Below are 15,096 nucleotides of genomic sequence, written 5' to 3' on the forward strand. Positions count from 1 at the left end.
AGCAACGGTCGGCCATAGTGTGTGTGGGCCGAGCCGCTCGACGAGGTCGCGAGCGCGCAGTTGCCGAGGCCAGACTCGAGAGGGCAACGTCTGCTGGCGACAGCGCGATGGGCCGCTTGCGGAACGCCAGGGGAGACCACGGGGAGGTCAGATGTCGGGAGGCGAGATGCCCGATGGGGCGCCAGATCGAGCAGGGGCGAACCGGGCAACGTCCAGCCCGGAAGCGCAGGGCGCTGAAGCGACCGCCGCAGTCGTCGGCTATGACGTGCCCGCCGTCGAAGCCTGGATCAGCGAGAACGTCGACGGCCTCGAGCCGCCGTTCGCCTGGACGCAGCTGGAAGGCGGGCACAGCAATCTGACCTACAAGCTCAAAGCCGGCGACGGCACGGTGGCGGTGGTACGCCGGCCGCCGATGGGCGATCTACTGCCCAAAGCGCACGACATGGGGCGCGAGTTCACGATCATCAGCGGCTTGGGCCCCACCGATGTGCCGGTGGCCGCGGCGTACGGCTATTGCGAGAGCCCCGAGGTCACCGGTGCCCACTTCTACGTGATGAGCTACGTCGAGGGCAGGCCGTTGTTCGCGTCGGCCGATGCGCGCGAGCACCTCACCGCCGCGGGCCGCGCCAACGTCGGCACGTCGTTCATGGACGTGCTCGCAGCGTTGCACTCCGTCGACCCGCTCGAAGCCGGCTTGGGCGAACTCGGCAAGCCGGAAGACTACGTCGGTCGCCAGATCCGCACGTGGTATCGGTCGTGGACGGCGTCGGCGGATGCGGCGCAGTACGACACGCCAGTCGTACACGAGTTGCACGACTTCTTGGCCGAACGGAAGCCGCAACAGGGCCCGGCCCGGGTTGTGCATGGCGACTACGGGCTGCACAACTGCCTGTTCAACCCCGAGGGCGAGCTGCAGGCGGTGCTGGACTGGGAGATCTCTACCCTCGGCGATCCGCTGGCGGACTTTGCCTACGCGCTGAATGGCTGGGCCGAGCCGAGCGACGATATTCTGGAAGGCGCGGATCCGCCGACACTGGTGGACGGCTTCGTCGGACGGGCCGAACTCATCGAGCGTTACCAGCGGTGTACGGGCGCCGATCTGGGGCAGTTGCAGTACTACGTGAGCTTCAACCACTGGAAATCGGCTTGCATCATTCACGGTGTGTATGCCCGCTACATGCGCGGCCAGAAGCCTGCCGACGACGTGGACTTGGAGCTGTATCGGGCCCGCATCGGACGCGGTATCGAGCTCTCCGCAGCGGCGGCGGCAACGATTTCGTGATGCGGCTGCGGCGGTAGGAGTCCGATGCCACGCACGGACTGGAACCCAATACTGCGGGCAGAGTTCGACAAGCCCTACTGGCCGATACTGCAGCAGTTCGTGGCCGACGAACGGTCGAGCAGGACTGTCTACCCGCCTGAGGACCAAGTGTTCGCGGCCCTGCACACGACGCCGTACGCGGAGGTGAAGGTGTTGATCCTCGGGCAGGACCCGTATCACGGCCCCGGGCAAGCTCACGGGCTGTGCTTCTCGGTGCCTCGCGGAGTCCCGCAACCGCCGTCGTTGCAGAACATCTTTTCGGAGCTGCGTGACGACTTGGGAATCGAGCCGCCCGCTCATGGCAACCTTGAGGCTTGGGCACGCCAAGGTGTGCTGCTGTTGAACGCGTTTCTGACAGTACGTGCTCGCCAGGCGGGCTCGCACCGCTCAACCGGCTGGGAGACCTTCACCGACGAGGTGATCCGGGCTGTCAACGCGAAAGACGAACGTGTCGTGTTCATCTTGTGGGGTGCGTTCGCTCGCCGCAAGAAGTCGTTGGTGGACCTGAACCGTCATGTGGTCGTCGAGTCGGCTCACCCGTCGCCGCTCAGCGCCAGTCAGGGATTCTTCGGCAGCAAGCCCTTCAGCCGCGCCAACGCTGCACTCATCGCCGCCGGCCGCCCACCGGTGGACTGGAGTCTCGACGGGTGAACGGACAGCATCAAGCTCGGTGTTCCCGAGGTGTGTCGTCGCGGAACTGACTGTTGCACAGGGCAGCGGCTGCAATCGTCGTGTTGCTAGAGCCCGAGGGTGCGAAAGCCGGCGGATAGAGGCTCTGACCGCTCGGCACACCGCTAGGTGCGGTGCTTCAGCGCAGTGTTACGCGGCCCTTCGGGCTGGACAGCACTGCTTGGAGGCTTGCTGTGTCGCCTGCTGAGACTGACACCGCTGTGCCGAGGCCGATGCTGTTATAGAGAGCTCCGATGCGGTCCGGGTCGGGGTGGGTGGCTGACATCGACACCAAGGTGCAGCCTGCGGGCGTCACCGTCGCCGGGTGGGTCGTGTCGCCCCATTCGATGACGAACGGCACTAGTGCTGCGCCGTCTGTGAGACCGGCAGCGGGAAAGGCGAGCGACCAGTGGAGCTGTTCGCCGTCGGGCGTGAGGCGGCTCATCGGAGCGACATCGCCGAAGTCCTCGCCGCAATCACGCATCGCCGCAATCACGTCGTCGATGGTCTCGCCTTGGGTTGGATGCACGGCGAAGGCCACGAGCCTCGGCGCGCTCAGATCGTCGATGCCGAACGGGCGCGGGTTCGCCGGCTCTGGTTGGTCGGGGTCGGGCGCGATGATCTCGAGGTAGACCTCGTCGCCGAGTGACAAGAGCGTGTTGCGCGTGCCGATTCCCGGGTGCGGGCCGCCGGCCGCCGCGCTGACGCCGACGAGCGCTCCCACAGCAGCTGTCGCCGGGTCGAGGTCCGGCGCGGCAAACACGAGGTGGTCAATTGCAGCCATGCGAGCACAGTAGCCGCAGCCGGGCCTGCAGGCCGTGGTCGGGCCCCGCGTCGTCGACGGAGCTGCGAGTTGGTCGCTCAGCTCGGTGCGCAGCCAGACTTACCGTGGTCGGTGCTGGTGGCAGCGGTGCCGTCGGCTGGCTCGTCGCTGCGCTGAGCGTGGAGGACGACATGGGTGACGGCTTCGGTGTCGGGTTCGGGCAGCTCGAAGTGCCCGAGCACGTGGGCGATGAGTGCGTCGATGCCGGCCTGTCGCTCGGCGACGACGTGATCCACCAGTCCGTCACGTTCGAGATCGGCCGCATCAGCAGTGTTCGCGGCCCAAGCCAGCACGGCGATGTTCGGATTGTGCTCGCGGGCGAGCCGCGCGAACTGCTCGACCGCAGACGGCGGACTGTCCACAGCGAGCGCGACGCGTGCATCACGCAGACCGGCGCGTTCGGCGATGACGTGACGGGACACGTCGCCGACGAGGACGCGTCGCCCCGTCGCTGACGCCCATCGTTGTGCTGCGGGATCGAGCGACACGACGGTGTGGGGTATGCGTGCGAGTTCGAGTGCCGAGACGATGTGACGTGCTCTGGGGCCGAAGCCATGGACCACAGCGTGATCCTGCAAGGGCTGATGCTCGTCACGGTCAGACCCAGGCTCGGGCAGACCGTGGCCGACGCCAGGCCATTGGCTGGCTTCGCTCTGGCCTGTGGGGCGTGACGCCCGCGATACTGCCCAGCGCGCGCCGAAGGGGCTGAAGGCCATCAGCAACACGGTGACGGCGATGAATGCCTCTGTGCCGTCAGCGAGGCCGGCCGGCGTGAGTCCTACTTGCTCGCCGGCACGTTCGAGCACGAAGGAGAACTCGCCGATCTGGGCCAGCGCGACGCCTGCGCATGCAGCCACTGCCCGCGGCTGTCGCACCGCCAGTGCAGCTGCTGTGGTGGCAACCAGCTTGATGACGGCCACGGCGGCCGCCAAGCCGAGCACCACGGGCAGATTGCGCACGAGGTAGCCGACATCGAACAGCATGCCGATCGAGACGAAGAACGTCGCCGAGAAGAGGACCTGCAGCGGCATCACTTCGCCGAGTGCTCGCGATGCCACGCGGCTCTCGCTCACCATCAGCCCGGCAAGAAATGCCCCGAGCGAAACCGAGACATCGAGCAAGTTGGTGGCGTACGCAGTTCCGAAGCAGATCGCCAGCACTGTCAGCAAGAACACGTCAGCCGATTGGAATCGAGACACCGTCCGCAGCAGTGCCGGCACCAGCGTCCGCGCCACGACGACGACAGCCACCACGATGCCGGCGGCTTTGGCGAAGGCGATCAGCATGTCGGCAGGTCCGGCTGCTTGGCCGCCCAGCAAGGGCACCGCCAGCACCATGGCGACAATCGCCAAGTCCTCGAAGATCAGGAACGCCACCGAGACGTTGCCGACCGGCGATGTGGTGGCTCGACGTTCGGCCAGCACCTTGAGCACGATTGCCGTGCTGCTCAGCGATACGAGCAGCCCTGTGAACACGGCGGTACGCCACTCGACACCGAAGGCGGCGACCGCGCCGGTCACGATGCCAACGGTGAGCCCTACCTGCAGCGTCCCTCCCAGCAGGAACAGGGAAGCGAAACGCCGGACCCGGTCGAGGCTGAACTCGATCCCCAGCGTGAACAGCAGCAGCACGATGCCGATGTCGGCTGCCTGATTGACCAAGTCGACGTCGCTGATGAGCCCGACGCCACTGGGCCCGATGACGATGCCTGCAGCGAGGAAGCCGACGATCGGCGCGACACCGAAGCGTGCAGAAACGAAAGCGATCAGCGTTCCCGCAACCAGCATGATCGCCAGCTCGGTGAACAGCGGCGGCGCCGATGCGGCCAACAGCATGTGCAGCGCAGGCTATTGGCCTCCACAGGCGGCCTCGGGGGGCGTCAAGCCCGGCAGTCGGGCGTGATGTTGCGGGTCGCGCTAGGGCGCCGGCGCGATGCGGCGCCGGAGCACCGTGGAGCTAAGGGGAATTGAACCCCTGACCTCTTCCATGCCATGGAAGCGCTCTACCAACTGAGCTATAGCCCCGAGACCCTGCGGTCACGACCAGGCCCACGACTTGGCCACTCGTGAACGGGCCGAGCCGGCAGGGCACATGCTAGCGCAGTCGTCTGAGCGCGGCGATCCCGCTCGCTCACGGGGTCTATCTTCGTACCGCATGAGCATTCCCGTGGCACCGGCAGACATTGCCGGCCAGCTCGAGCACTTCGGAACGGCCGCCTACATCGTCACGGTGCGCGACGATGCCACCCCGCACATCGGGCACGTGACGCTGCGCCTCGAAGGCGAGGTGTTGCGTTGCCCAGCGAGCCGCTCCGCTGTCGCCAACGTCGCCCAACGGCCCAGCGTCTCGGTGCTCTGGCCACCACATGAGCCAGGCGGCTACTCCATGATCGTGGACGCCGCCGCTCAAACGGTCGACGGGACCGGGGGCGCCGAACTGGAGCTCCGTCCGACCTCAGGAGTGCTGCACCGTCCCGCGCCGGCTGCGTCCGATGTGGCCGGGGCCCCAGATGCGGCCTGTGCTGCCGATTGCGCTCCGCTCTGCAGCACCCACGCGTGACTGAAGCGCGCACGCGACTTGCATGGCGCGCAGTAGCTCAGCGTTCGGGCGACTGCACCGCTGCGAACTAGCGCTTCAGGTCGTCGAAGATCGTCTGCCAACGCGCGCGGTCGCCCTGATAGGGCGCGTAGAAGCTGATGCGGTCGACGACGTCGGAGAACCGACGCTTCAGCTCGGCGGCCACGTCTTCGGGCTCTGCGACCACGGCGAACGCAGCGAGGATGTCCTCGTCGATGAGATTGGCCATGTCGACCCAGCGGCCTTCCTTCGACATGGCGTTCAGCTCCGTCTGCAGATCGCCCCAGCCGTGGCAGTCCAGCACTGGTCGGTACGCCGGCGTGGAGCCGTAGAACGCGACCTGCTGCTTGGTGGCCTGCCGCGCCGTGTCCATGTCCTCTTGGCTGTTGCCGGTCACGATGAACGACGGGCCGGAGATGGTGATCTCGCTGGGATCCCGGCCCGCTCGCGCAGCGCCCCGCTCGAGCGCCGGGATGGTCTCCTCGCGCAGGTACTTCTCGGTGGTGAAGCCGTGGCACAGGAAGACGTCGCAGGTCTCGCCGGCAACCTCGGTCATGAGCGGGCCGACGCCTGCCAGCGCTAGACGCGGCGGCCCGTAGGGGTTCTCGCCCGGTTCGAAGAACGGCGTCATCAGCGTGTGCTGGTAGAAGTCGCCCCGGAAGCTGAGCTTCTCGCCGTTGTTCCAGCAGTTCCAGATGGCCTTGATCGCCAGGATCATCTCGCGCATGCGGGCGGCCGGCTTGGACCAGTCCATCGAGAAGCGCCGGGTGATGTGCGGGCGGATCTGGCTGCCGAGGCCCAGGATGAAGCGGCCATGCGACAGCAGCTGGATGTCGTTGGCGCTGTAGGCCAGCGACATCGGGTTGCGTGCGAAGCCCACCACGATGCTCGTGCCTAAGTCCACCGTCGACGTCGCATGCGCCATGAGCGGCAGCATGGTGAACGGGTCGTGGCTGGTCTCGGGCACCCACAAGCCGTCATAGCCCAACGCTTCTTGATCTCGGCTGGACTCGATCAGGTGGTCGAATCCGCCGGTGACCCCGATGCCGCCGTCTACCTTCATCGGTCTGCCCTCATCTGCTCATCCTGTCTGCCTGTGTGTGTCGACTCGGTTCTGCGGTTCCTTCGTCACCGTTGGTCCGCGGTGGGCGCAGCCGCACAGGCGGGCGTGCATGGCGCTCGCCGCCTGCACCGTGAGCGCGCACCATAGTGGACCTCGGCAGCGGTTGCCGCAGGGATGGCTGCCGAGATGGCCGTCGGCGCTGGTGTCGAGAGCAGCGTCGAAGCCGGCTGACGCAGGTCGCCGCGCGGTCCGTTCAGAGGTGCGCCAAGGTCTGCTCAGACCGTTCGGCCAGCGCCGCGACGCTGTTCGGGAACTCGCGGACCTCGGGGGGTATGTCGGGGATGGCCCCGCCTGCATAACGGGCATGCACGCCTTCGAGGATGCAGGCCAGGCGCCAACTGGCGAACGCGAAGCACCAGCCGACGTCGCCGACATCCCGGCCGGTCAGCTCGCCATAGGCACCGGCCATCTGGTCGCGATCCCAGAAGCCTGCCGCAGTGGTGGCGTCATGGCCCAAGGGTGCGAACCCGTCGCCCGCCTCGACCCAGTAGGCGAGCAGTATGCCCAGCTCCGCAATCGGGTCGCCCAGCGTGGAGATCTCCCAGTCCAGCACCGCGGCCACGTCGCCGCCGATGGTCGACAAGCAATTGTCGAGGCGGTAGTCGCCGTGAACGAGCGTGGACTCGATCTGCGGCGGAATCGAAGCAGCCAACAGATCGTGGACACGCTCGATGATCGGCAGGTCGCGTGACGTCATGGCGTTGAACTGGCGGCGCCAGACGTGCAGCTGGCGGGCGACGTAGTCGTCGGGTCGACCCAGGGTGGCGAGATCGGTTGCCTCCAGGTCGGTGCTGTGAATGGCAGCGAGCACCTCCACCAGCCGTCGGCTGAGTTGCGCCCGGGCCTCGGATGTCAGCATCTGTGCGTCGGTGAGCGAGCGCAGCACTGCACCGTCGACGAACTCGGTCACATAGAAGTCGGCGCCGTTGACGTGGACATCGGTACACAGACCCACCACCGGGGGCGTGGGAACCTCGGTGGGGGCCAGCGCAGACAGCAGACGGTGCTCGCGCACCATGTCGTGCGCGCCGGCGAGCAGGTGTGCCAGCGGCGGGCGGCGCAGCGCCCAGCGGCGGCCGGCGGCATCGGTGACTCGGTACGTCAGGTTCGAGTGCCCGCCTGCGATGATCTCGAACTGCAGCGGGGGAGCGATGTGGGTCCTCTCCGCCATCCACGCGGTGACCGGCCCGCGATCGATGCCGGGAACTGGTTCATCTCCGCCGGCGATCACCGCACACACCGCCGCCTGCCGTTGCTGAGGCAGCACCGTTCAACACCACTTGCTGTGTCGTTGCTCGCTTCGATGCTGATTGCTTTGCTGCCGCTCACCGCCATGCAGTCCATCATGGCCGAGGCGATGTTGCGAATCGGCCAGGCGACAGCACCAATACGCTGCGGCGGTGCTGTTCGTGACGGTCTATGCCACGCAGTTCCTGGTGACTGCTTCGCTCGGCGTCGTGTTCGCCACACTGGCGGACCTCCAGGACCGCTACGGCCTCAGCCATCTGGAACTGGGTGTCATCGCGGCTGCCGGATTCGTTGCGGGATTGTTCTCGCAGTTGCTGCTGTCGCCGCTGGTGGACCGGGGCCGCCACCGCGTCGTGGCCTGGGCCTCGGTGCTGGCCGCGGTGGGGGCCTCCTTCGGGTTCGTCTTCGCGTCGGCCGCGTGGTCGCTGACGTTGAGCCGTGCGATGGCCGGCGTGGGTTTCGGGCTGTTCAGCCTGGTCGCGCGCAAGGCCTTGATCGGGCGTGACATCAGCGGCAGCGGCGCCAAGGTTGGCGGCCTGCTGTCGTGCGGCGTCGCGGGCTTCGTCACCGGGCCTGCCATCGGCGCGGCGCTCAGCGGCATCTCCTTCGAGGCGCCGTTCCTGCTCACCGGCGCGTCGATGGCTGTGCTCGGGCCCATCGCCGCGATGTTGATCTCCAACTCGCCGATCTCGGCCGTTCCGGTGGACTATTCGCACTTGGGCAACCTGCTGCGGCGGCCGCGAGTCCAAGCGGCCATCTGCGTGCACATGGGCGTCTGGGGCCTAGTCGGCATCTTCGACGCGACCGTGGACCGCTACCTGACCGATGTGGGGCTGTCGTCGGCCGAGCTGGCGATCGGACTGCTGTTCATCGGCATCCCGCTGATCGCGTTGCCGCCCTACACCGGTGCCCTCGCGGAGCGACTGGGCGGCGGCCGGGTCGCAGTTCCGGCGTTGCTGCTCTTCGTGCCTGCAGTGGTGCTCTACGGCTGGATCGGCGGCTTGGCGAGCTTCATCGCCATCGGCATCGCAGAAGCGATCACCGAGTCCTACAGCGTGATGGGCGCCCAAGTGCTGGTGCTGGAGGCCACTGGAGCTGAACACGCCGCCATGGGTGGCGGAGTGCTCGAGGCGATCGGCCTTGCAGTCGCCGGCACTGCTGCGCTGGCAGGTCCGCCGCTGTACGGCTGGGCAGGTCCGCGTTGGCTCTTCGGCGGTTGGGGCGTGGCCTGTCTGGCGCTCGCGGGCACCGCATCGCTGCGGCTGCGAGCAGTGAAAGTTCCGCCCAAGGCAATGGTGTTCACCCACAGCACGTGACCTGCGGCGCCGGGCCCGCCGAAACTGACAGTTGCTCACTCAGGCTGCCAGAGGAGACTGCCCGCAGAGACGGTCCGAATGGGAGTTGCGCTCATGGCGACGACGGATCCTGAAACTCGGACGGACTGGCGCGACGTCGCCTCTGAAACGGCCGCGTTTGCGCGTCGGGTCGGCTGGAAGCCGCTCGCCTTGCTGCTGGGCGCCGTCTGCGCGATCGCGGTGGTGGCCTTTCTGGCCGGCGTTCGCTACGGCGCTCCCGCACCCGTGGAGCTGCCGCTTGCGTCCGCCGATGCCCCGCCGCCGGTAGCGACCACGGCACCGTCGATGCTGCAGGTACACCTTGCCGGTGCAGTGCAACGACCCGGTCTCTCTGAGGTCCCGGCCGGCTATCGGGTGGGCGACCTGCTCGACGCAGCCGACGGCACGCATGCCGATGCCGACCTTGCGGCGGTCAACTTGGCCGAGCGCCTTCGTGACGGGCAGCAAGTGTACGTTCCCAGACAAGGGGAGCAGTCTCCGGCTGGCTTCGCCGGGTCCCGAGGCGCAACGGGCGCAACGTCGTCGGCACTGATCGACGTCAACACGGCGACTGCGTCCCAACTCGAGGAACTGCCGGGCATCGGCCCGGCTCTGGCAGCGAGGATCGTCGACTACCGCGACGAACATGGACCGTTCGCAACGCTCGACGCACTCGAGCGAGTGCCTGGGATCGGACCGTCCAAGCTCGCTCAGCTGCGTCCGCATGCAACCGTCTGAGGCGCCGAGCGCAGCAGTCGATCCACGACAGGTCGCCGCGGCGCGTGCAGCTCCTCGGCGCTTTGGGGCTCTGAGTGCCGTCGCCGACGGGTGGCTAGTGGCAGGTGCGTGCGCCGCAGCGTTGGGGGCGCTGTGGGCGCCCGAGGTGCCGAGGTGGTGGGGCACCGCGCTGGGCATGTGCCTGTGCGCGATGGGGATCGCGAGCCGTGCTCGGGTGCTGATCCCCGTCGGATTGATGATCTGGGCGGCGACAGCAATGGGGACCCAGCTCGTCGGGCTGAGCGCGCCGCCGAGCGGGAGCTTCGAAGGCGACGTGCTGCTCGCCGGTGATCCGCGTTGGCACCACGGGGCGCTGACGGTGCCGATTCGCGCCACCATCGACGGTGTCGAGCACCGCTGGGAAGGCCGGGCTCGTGGGCCGGCGGCATGGCGCCTCGAAGACGCAGCGATGGGAGAGCGCTGGCGCGTCAGCGGGACCGCGACGGCCGCCGAGCCGGCAGAGCGGCCGTTCATGTGGCCTCGTCATCTGGCGGGAACGGCAGACATCGACACTGCGCAACGCCTCGACGGCGGCGGTGCGCCGTTTCGCATCGCCAACTCTTTGCGCAGCCTCGTCGAAGCGTCCAGCGAATCGCTGTCGCAGCGAGATGCTGCGCTGCTGGCCGGTTTCGTGTACGGGGACGACCGAGGTCAGCTTCCGGAAGTGGTCCACGATTTTCGGGCGACGTCGCTCACACATCTGCTCGCCGTGTCCGGCTCGAACGTGGCGTTCGTCCTGTTGTTGTTCGCGCCATTGCTGACCCGGCTGCCGCCCCGGGCCCGACTGGTCGCCGTCGCGCTGTTGCTGCTGCAGTTCGCCGTGCTGACCAGGGGCGAGCCCTCCGTGCTGCGGGCCTGCGTGCTTGCCACGCTCGCCGTCGGCGCCCACGCAGTGGGCCGCCGCGCTTCGGCGCCTCGCCTGTTGGCGCTCGCGGTGACGGTGCTGGTACTTGCAGACCCGTTGCTCGTTCGGTCCGTCGGCTTTCAGCTCTCGGTTGCCGCGACGACCGCGATCGTGATCGGTGCCGGTCGCGTCTCGCGCCTGCTGCGGGGTCCGCAATGGCTGCGCCTGGCGCTTGCAGCCACGCTGTGCGCTCAAGCGGGCGTGCTGCCGGTACAGCTCGCAGTGTTCGGCTCGCTGCCGCTCGTCAGCATCCCGGCCAACGTCCTTGCCGGGCCCGTCGCAGGCCCGGCCATGGTCTGGGGGCTCATCGGCGGCTTGGCAGGCGGCATCGCCGGTGACGCCGTCGCTTCGTTGCTGCACGTGCCGACAGAGCTGATGCTGGGCTGGGTCGCCGGCGTGGCGCGCTGGGGTGCCTCGCTGGGTTGGCCGCAGATCGAAGTGCCAGAGCTGGTGCCGGCCGGCTTGGTGCTCGCCTGCTGTATCGGGGCCTGCGCGGTGGCGCAGCTGGTGGCGGGTCGGCGGGTCGAAGGCGACCATGCTGAGCGCGGTCGCGCTGTGCGCTCGCTCTTGGCCACCACGCGCCGGCTGGCGATTGCCGGTGCCGGCATCGGTGTCTGGCTTGCGGCAAGCGCCCATCGACAGCCGCCGCCGTCTGGTGCTCACCTGAGCGTCGTGCAGACGAATCCGACGATGGTGGTTGTGGACCGGCCCGATCCCGCACGAGCGCTTGACCGCCTCGCTGCGGCAGGCATCGAACACATCGAGGTGCTCGTGGCGCGCTCGGCGAGCCGTGCCGGTCGCGAGGCGGTGCGTGCCCTCGACGCGCGCGTCGAAGTCGCGTATGTTCTCGCGCCTGCAGGTCTCGGCGGCCGGGTGCCCTATGAGGCCGTCGCCGAGCCGGTCACCGTGGCAGGGCTGCTCATCGAGCCCGCAGGGGAGCGGCTGGCGGTCGCAGCCGAGCCGGCATCAGCGAACGGCAGTCGGCACCGCATGTAATGTTGGCGTCCTGCAGGTGTGCACTGCTGCAGCGGCAGACACCGCGGCTTGGGGTGGGGGCGTCGAGCGGTCCGAACTTCGGCAAGGGCAATGACACAAGCATCACGCAGAGCGGGCATCGTTGCGAGTAGTACCAGCGTGAGAGCGGGCCAGGCGGTACAGGCCGCGCAATGGGCGAGGGAACAGCGCTGATGCCCGGCGGAACGGTGCTGCTCATCAGCGGTGCCGATGAGATTCTGGCCGCCGAAGCGGTTCGAGCCGCCGTCGCCGAGGCAGCGGGCGAAGCCGACCGCATCGACGTGCTCGACGAGTACGCGGGTGAGGACTACACCCTCGACGACGTCGTCATTGCTGCCTCGACGCCGCCGATGCTGGCCACCCACCGTGTGGTCGTCGCCCGAGGCTGCAGCCGATTCGGCGCCGCGGGCATCGCCCCGCTCATCGCGTGGCTCAGCGACCCGTGCCCGACGACGGACCTGGTACTCGAGTGGGACTCGAGCCCGGTGCCACGCACGCTCGTCACGGCGGTCGAACAAGCCGGCGGCAGTCATGTCGCTTCCGGCGTGCCGGGCGGAGCACGCCAACGCCGATCGTGGATCGAAGAGCAGCTCGCCGCGGCAGCGGTTCAGCTCGATCCCCGGGCCCGAGCCAGCATTGTTGACCACCTCGGGGCCGAACTCAACCGGCTCTCGGCAGTGCTCGAAACGCTTGCGGCGGTGTTCGGCGAGGATGCCCGCCTCGGCGCCGACGACATCGCACCGTATCTCGGTGCGGAGGGCGACGTCCCGCCGTGGGAGCTCACCGACGCCATCGACAGCGGCAATGTCAGCACGACGCTCGCGGTGCTGCAGCGCATGTGGGGTGCAGACCGTCACCCGCTGGCGGTCACGGCATCCGTCGTCAATCACTTCACGCGAATGGCCCGCCTCGACGGCGCCGCGGCAGCAAACGAGCAGGCTGCAGCCGCGCTGCTGGGCCTGCGCGGCTCGACGTTCCCGGCTCGCAAGGCGCTCGCCGGTTGCCGACGGCGCGGCACGGACGGCATCGCGCGTGCCGTCGAACTGCTCGCCCAAGCCGACGTGGACATGCGCGGGCGATCAGGTCTGGACGCTCGCTGCGTCGCGGAGATTCTCTGCGCTCGGCTCGCCGCAGGTGCCGGCTGAGCGGTTCGCTAGCTCTCGTTCGCGCCGCGCGTCGCGGAGTGCACAGTGAGGCGGGACTTGCGCCGGCCTGCTTCGTTTCGGTGGATGACGCCTTTGGAGACGGCCTTGTCCAGCCGCGCCTGGGCCAAGCGGATCAGGTCGTCGGTGGGTTCGCCCGCCTCGGCTGCCTGCACGACTGCCTTCTCGCGGGTCCGCAGCTCTGAGCGCACGGCGCGGTTGCGCAGCCGACGCGTCTCGTTCTGGCGGTTGCGCTTGATCTGGCTCTTGATGTTGGCCACGAAGGCATGCTCTCCGTCTCGGAAACGGATTCGGAGGGTACCGTGCCACCTGCGATGCCCCACGTGCCCCAAGCGGCTGGTGTCCCGCTGGACGGCGCCGGCACCGGATCGATCCGCAACTTTTCCATCATCGCTCACATCGATCACGGCAAGTCCACGCTGTCGGACCGAATCTTGGAGCTGACCGGTGCAGTCGAGGAGCGGTCGATGCGCGCGCAGTATCTCGACTCGATGGAGCTGGAGCGCGAGCGCGGCATCACCATCAAGGCGCAGAACGTGCGGGTGAACTGGCGCGGCCACACCTTGCACCTCATCGACACGCCCGGCCATGTGGATTTCGGCTACGAAGTCAGCCGGTCGCTGGCAGCGTGCGAAGGCGTCGTGCTGCTCGTGGACGCCGCTCAAGGCATCGAGGCCCAGACGCTGGCGAACTGCTACCTCGCTCTCGAATCGGATCTCGCCATCGTGCCGGTGCTCAACAAGATCGACCTGCCCGCGGCCGAACCCGAGCTGTACGCAGCCGAGATCGAGCGAGTGCTGGGCATCGATGCGGGCGAAGTGGTGGCCATCTCGGCCAAGACCGGCGACGGGGTGGCGGCGATGCTCGACGCTGTCGTGGAGCGGATTCCCGCGCCGAGCGGCGACTCGCAGGCACCTCTGCAGGCGCTGATCTTCGACTCGTACTTCGACCAGTACCGTGGCGTGGTCTCCTCGGTGCGCGTCGTGAACGGCTGTCTGCGCGCCGGTGACCGGCTCCGCTTCATGCATTCGGGCGGCACGCACCTGTGCGAGGAAATCGGACTGCGTCTGCCTGCCCAGACCCCGGCCGACATGCTCGGCCCCGGCGAAGTGGGCTACCTGATCGCCGGCATCAAGGACGTGGCCGAGGCTCGCTCCGGCGAGACCGTGACGCTGGCCGGCGCCGCGGCCGAGGCACCGCTGGCAGGCTACGACGACCCGAAGCCGATGGTGTTCTGCGGGCTGTACCCGATTGACGGCGACGAGTACCCGGAGCTGCGCGATGCGCTGGGGAAGCTGCGGCTCAACGATGCATCGGTGACTTTCGAGCCCGAGACCTCGGGCGCGCTCGGCTTCGGCTTCCGCTGCGGCTTCTTGGGCCTGCTGCACATGGAGATCGTGCGAGAACGGCTCGAACGCGAGTTCGACCTCTCGCTGATCGCGACTGCGCCGTCAGTGGCCTACCGGGTTCGTACCGACGACGGCCGCGAACTGGAGGTGGACAACCCCTCGGAGCTGCCCCACGCGTCGCAGGTTGCCGAGATCGCCGAACCGATGCTGACGGTGTCGGTGCTGACGCCAAGCGCGTACACCGGGACCGTCATGGACCTGTGCCAGTCGCGCCGAGGCTCGATGACCTCGATGGACTACCTGTCGCCCGAACGCGTCGAGCTGCGCTACGAACTGCCCTTGGCCGAGGTGGTGACCGACTTCTTCGACCAGCTCAAGAGCCGCACCCAAGGCTATGCCAGCCTCGACTACGACCACGCGGGCTACCGCGCCGAGCGGCTGGTGCGGGTGGACCTGCTGCTCAACGGCGAGTCGGTGGACGCCTTCTCGGCGATCCGCCATCGCGATGCCGCATATGCCTACGGCAAGGCCATCACGGCGAAGTTGGCCGAGCTCATCCCGCGCCAGCTCTTCGACGTGCCGATCCAAGCCGCCATCGGCGGTCGGATCATTGCACGCGAGACAGTAAAGGCCAAGCGCAAAGACGTGCTCTCGAAGTGCTATGGCGGTGACATCACCCGCAAGCGCAAGCTGCTCGAGCGCCAGAAAGAAGGCAAGAAGCGCATGAAGGCCATCGGACGTGTCGAGGTGCCCAACGAGGCTTTCGTTTCCGCGCTGCGGCTCGACCAGTAAAT

The 15,096-nt window shown here is 68.0% G+C and carries 13 protein-coding genes and 1 tRNA gene; 8 read left to right on the forward strand and 6 right to left on the reverse strand.

What is annotated here, in order from left to right:
- Positions 1 to 151 precede the first annotated feature (151 nt).
- The gene (locus ACOGI4_RS08985) at positions 152 to 1,282 is read left to right on the forward strand and encodes a phosphotransferase family protein (protein WP_419841334.1); all 1,131 of its coding nucleotides are present in this window, start codon (positions 152 to 154) and stop codon (positions 1,280 to 1,282) included.
- A gap of 24 nt (positions 1,283 to 1,306) precedes the next feature.
- Positions 1,307 to 1,972, forward strand: a complete 666-nt coding sequence (gene ung / locus ACOGI4_RS08990; RefSeq protein WP_419841335.1) for a uracil-DNA glycosylase — start codon at positions 1,307 to 1,309, stop codon at positions 1,970 to 1,972.
- Between the two features lie 157 nt (positions 1,973 to 2,129).
- On the opposite strand, the gene ACOGI4_RS08995 is transcribed toward ung, so the two are convergent.
- The 3 genes from ACOGI4_RS08995 to ACOGI4_RS09005 all read right to left on the reverse strand — a co-directional run bounded on the left by ACOGI4_RS08995 (position 2,130) and on the right by ACOGI4_RS09005 (position 4,837).
- Positions 2,130 to 2,774 (reverse strand): VOC family protein, encoded by a 645-nt coding sequence (locus ACOGI4_RS08995; RefSeq protein WP_419841336.1) that lies wholly within the window; start codon positions 2,772 to 2,774, stop codon positions 2,130 to 2,132.
- Between the two features lie 77 nt (positions 2,775 to 2,851).
- Positions 2,852 to 4,648: a cation:proton antiporter gene (locus tag ACOGI4_RS09000; RefSeq protein WP_419841337.1), complete on the reverse strand. Its 1,797-nt coding sequence runs from the start codon at positions 4,646 to 4,648 to the stop codon at positions 2,852 to 2,854.
- Between the two features lie 116 nt (positions 4,649 to 4,764).
- Positions 4,765 to 4,837 (reverse strand) — tRNA-Ala (locus tag ACOGI4_RS09005).
- Positions 4,838 to 4,967: 130 nt separating this feature from the next.
- Here ACOGI4_RS09005 and ACOGI4_RS09010 point away from each other — a divergent pair.
- On the forward strand, positions 4,968 to 5,372 hold the full coding sequence (locus ACOGI4_RS09010) for a pyridoxamine 5'-phosphate oxidase family protein (RefSeq protein WP_419841338.1): 405 nt from the start codon (positions 4,968 to 4,970) through the stop codon (positions 5,370 to 5,372).
- Between the two features lie 67 nt (positions 5,373 to 5,439).
- On the opposite strand, the gene ACOGI4_RS09015 is transcribed toward ACOGI4_RS09010, so the two are convergent.
- Both ACOGI4_RS09015 and ACOGI4_RS09020 read right to left on the reverse strand, forming a co-directional pair.
- Positions 5,440 to 6,453, reverse strand: coding sequence for an LLM class F420-dependent oxidoreductase (locus tag ACOGI4_RS09015; RefSeq protein ID WP_419841339.1), 1,014 nt, complete (start codon positions 6,451 to 6,453; stop codon positions 5,440 to 5,442).
- A 253-nt stretch (positions 6,454 to 6,706) separates the two neighbouring features.
- The gene (locus ACOGI4_RS09020) at positions 6,707 to 7,744 is read right to left on the reverse strand and encodes a phosphotransferase family protein (protein WP_419841340.1); all 1,038 of its coding nucleotides are present in this window, start codon (positions 7,742 to 7,744) and stop codon (positions 6,707 to 6,709) included.
- A gap of 169 nt (positions 7,745 to 7,913) precedes the next feature.
- Here ACOGI4_RS09020 and ACOGI4_RS09025 point away from each other — a divergent pair, with 169 nt between their 5' ends.
- The 4 genes from ACOGI4_RS09025 to holA all read left to right on the forward strand — a co-directional run bounded on the left by ACOGI4_RS09025 (position 7,914) and on the right by holA (position 12,935).
- Positions 7,914 to 9,077 carry an MFS transporter gene (locus ACOGI4_RS09025; RefSeq protein WP_419841341.1) on the forward strand — a complete coding sequence of 388 codons (1,164 nt, stop codon included), beginning with the start codon at positions 7,914 to 7,916 and terminating at the stop codon, positions 9,075 to 9,077.
- Between the two features lie 93 nt (positions 9,078 to 9,170).
- Positions 9,171 to 9,833: a helix-hairpin-helix domain-containing protein gene (locus ACOGI4_RS09030; RefSeq protein ID WP_419841342.1), complete on the forward strand. Its 663-nt coding sequence runs from the start codon at positions 9,171 to 9,173 to the stop codon at positions 9,831 to 9,833.
- The gene (locus ACOGI4_RS09035; RefSeq protein ID WP_419841343.1) at positions 9,820 to 11,772 is read left to right on the forward strand and encodes a ComEC/Rec2 family competence protein; all 1,953 of its coding nucleotides are present in this window, start codon (positions 9,820 to 9,822) and stop codon (positions 11,770 to 11,772) included. Before ACOGI4_RS09030 ends, ACOGI4_RS09035 begins: the two co-directional genes overlap by 14 nt.
- Before the next feature lie 170 nt (positions 11,773 to 11,942).
- A complete protein-coding gene (holA, locus tag ACOGI4_RS09040; RefSeq protein WP_419841344.1) occupies positions 11,943 to 12,935 on the forward strand; it encodes a DNA polymerase III subunit delta in 993 nt (330 codons plus the stop codon).
- Between the two features lie 8 nt (positions 12,936 to 12,943).
- Here holA and rpsT read toward each other — a convergent pair whose 3' ends face one another.
- Positions 12,944 to 13,213: a 30S ribosomal protein S20 gene (gene rpsT, locus ACOGI4_RS09045; RefSeq protein ID WP_419841345.1), complete on the reverse strand. Its 270-nt coding sequence runs from the start codon at positions 13,211 to 13,213 to the stop codon at positions 12,944 to 12,946.
- Between the two features lie 54 nt (positions 13,214 to 13,267).
- Between rpsT and lepA the strand changes: the two genes are divergently transcribed.
- Complete coding sequence (gene lepA / locus ACOGI4_RS09050) at positions 13,268 to 15,094, forward strand: translation elongation factor 4 (protein WP_419843123.1); 1,827 nt, start codon at positions 13,268 to 13,270, stop codon at positions 15,092 to 15,094.
- Positions 15,095 to 15,096: the final 2 nt, after the last annotated feature.

The organism is Candidatus Poriferisodalis sp., assembly GCF_965205175.1.
Classification (GTDB): Bacteria; Actinomycetota; Acidimicrobiia; order Acidimicrobiales; family Poriferisodalaceae; genus Poriferisodalis.

Bases quoted from the DNA above. Each gene is read 5' to 3' on its own strand.
- ACOGI4_RS09030 (WP_419841342.1), top strand. From the start codon at position 9,171: ATGGCGACGACGGATCCTGAAACTCGGACGGACTGGCGCGACGTCGCC.
- ACOGI4_RS09010 (WP_419841338.1), top strand. From the start codon at position 4,968: ATGAGCATTCCCGTGGCACCGGCAGACATTGCCGGCCAGCTCGAGCAC.
- ung (WP_419841335.1), top strand. From the start codon at position 1,307: ATGCCACGCACGGACTGGAACCCAATACTGCGGGCAGAGTTCGACAAG.
- ACOGI4_RS09000 (WP_419841337.1), bottom strand. From the start codon at position 4,648: ATGCTGTTGGCCGCATCGGCGCCGCCGCTGTTCACCGAGCTGGCGATC.
- ACOGI4_RS08995 (WP_419841336.1), bottom strand. From the start codon at position 2,774: ATGGCTGCAATTGACCACCTCGTGTTTGCCGCGCCGGACCTCGACCCG.
- holA (WP_419841344.1), top strand. From the start codon at position 11,943: ATGGGCGAGGGAACAGCGCTGATGCCCGGCGGAACGGTGCTGCTCATC.
- lepA (WP_419843123.1), top strand. From the start codon at position 13,268: ATGCCCCACGTGCCCCAAGCGGCTGGTGTCCCGCTGGACGGCGCCGGC.
- ACOGI4_RS09035 (WP_419841343.1), top strand. From the start codon at position 9,820: ATGCAACCGTCTGAGGCGCCGAGCGCAGCAGTCGATCCACGACAGGTC.
- ACOGI4_RS08985 (WP_419841334.1), top strand. From the start codon at position 152: ATGTCGGGAGGCGAGATGCCCGATGGGGCGCCAGATCGAGCAGGGGCG.
- ACOGI4_RS09015 (WP_419841339.1), bottom strand. From the start codon at position 6,453: ATGAAGGTAGACGGCGGCATCGGGGTCACCGGCGGATTCGACCACCTG.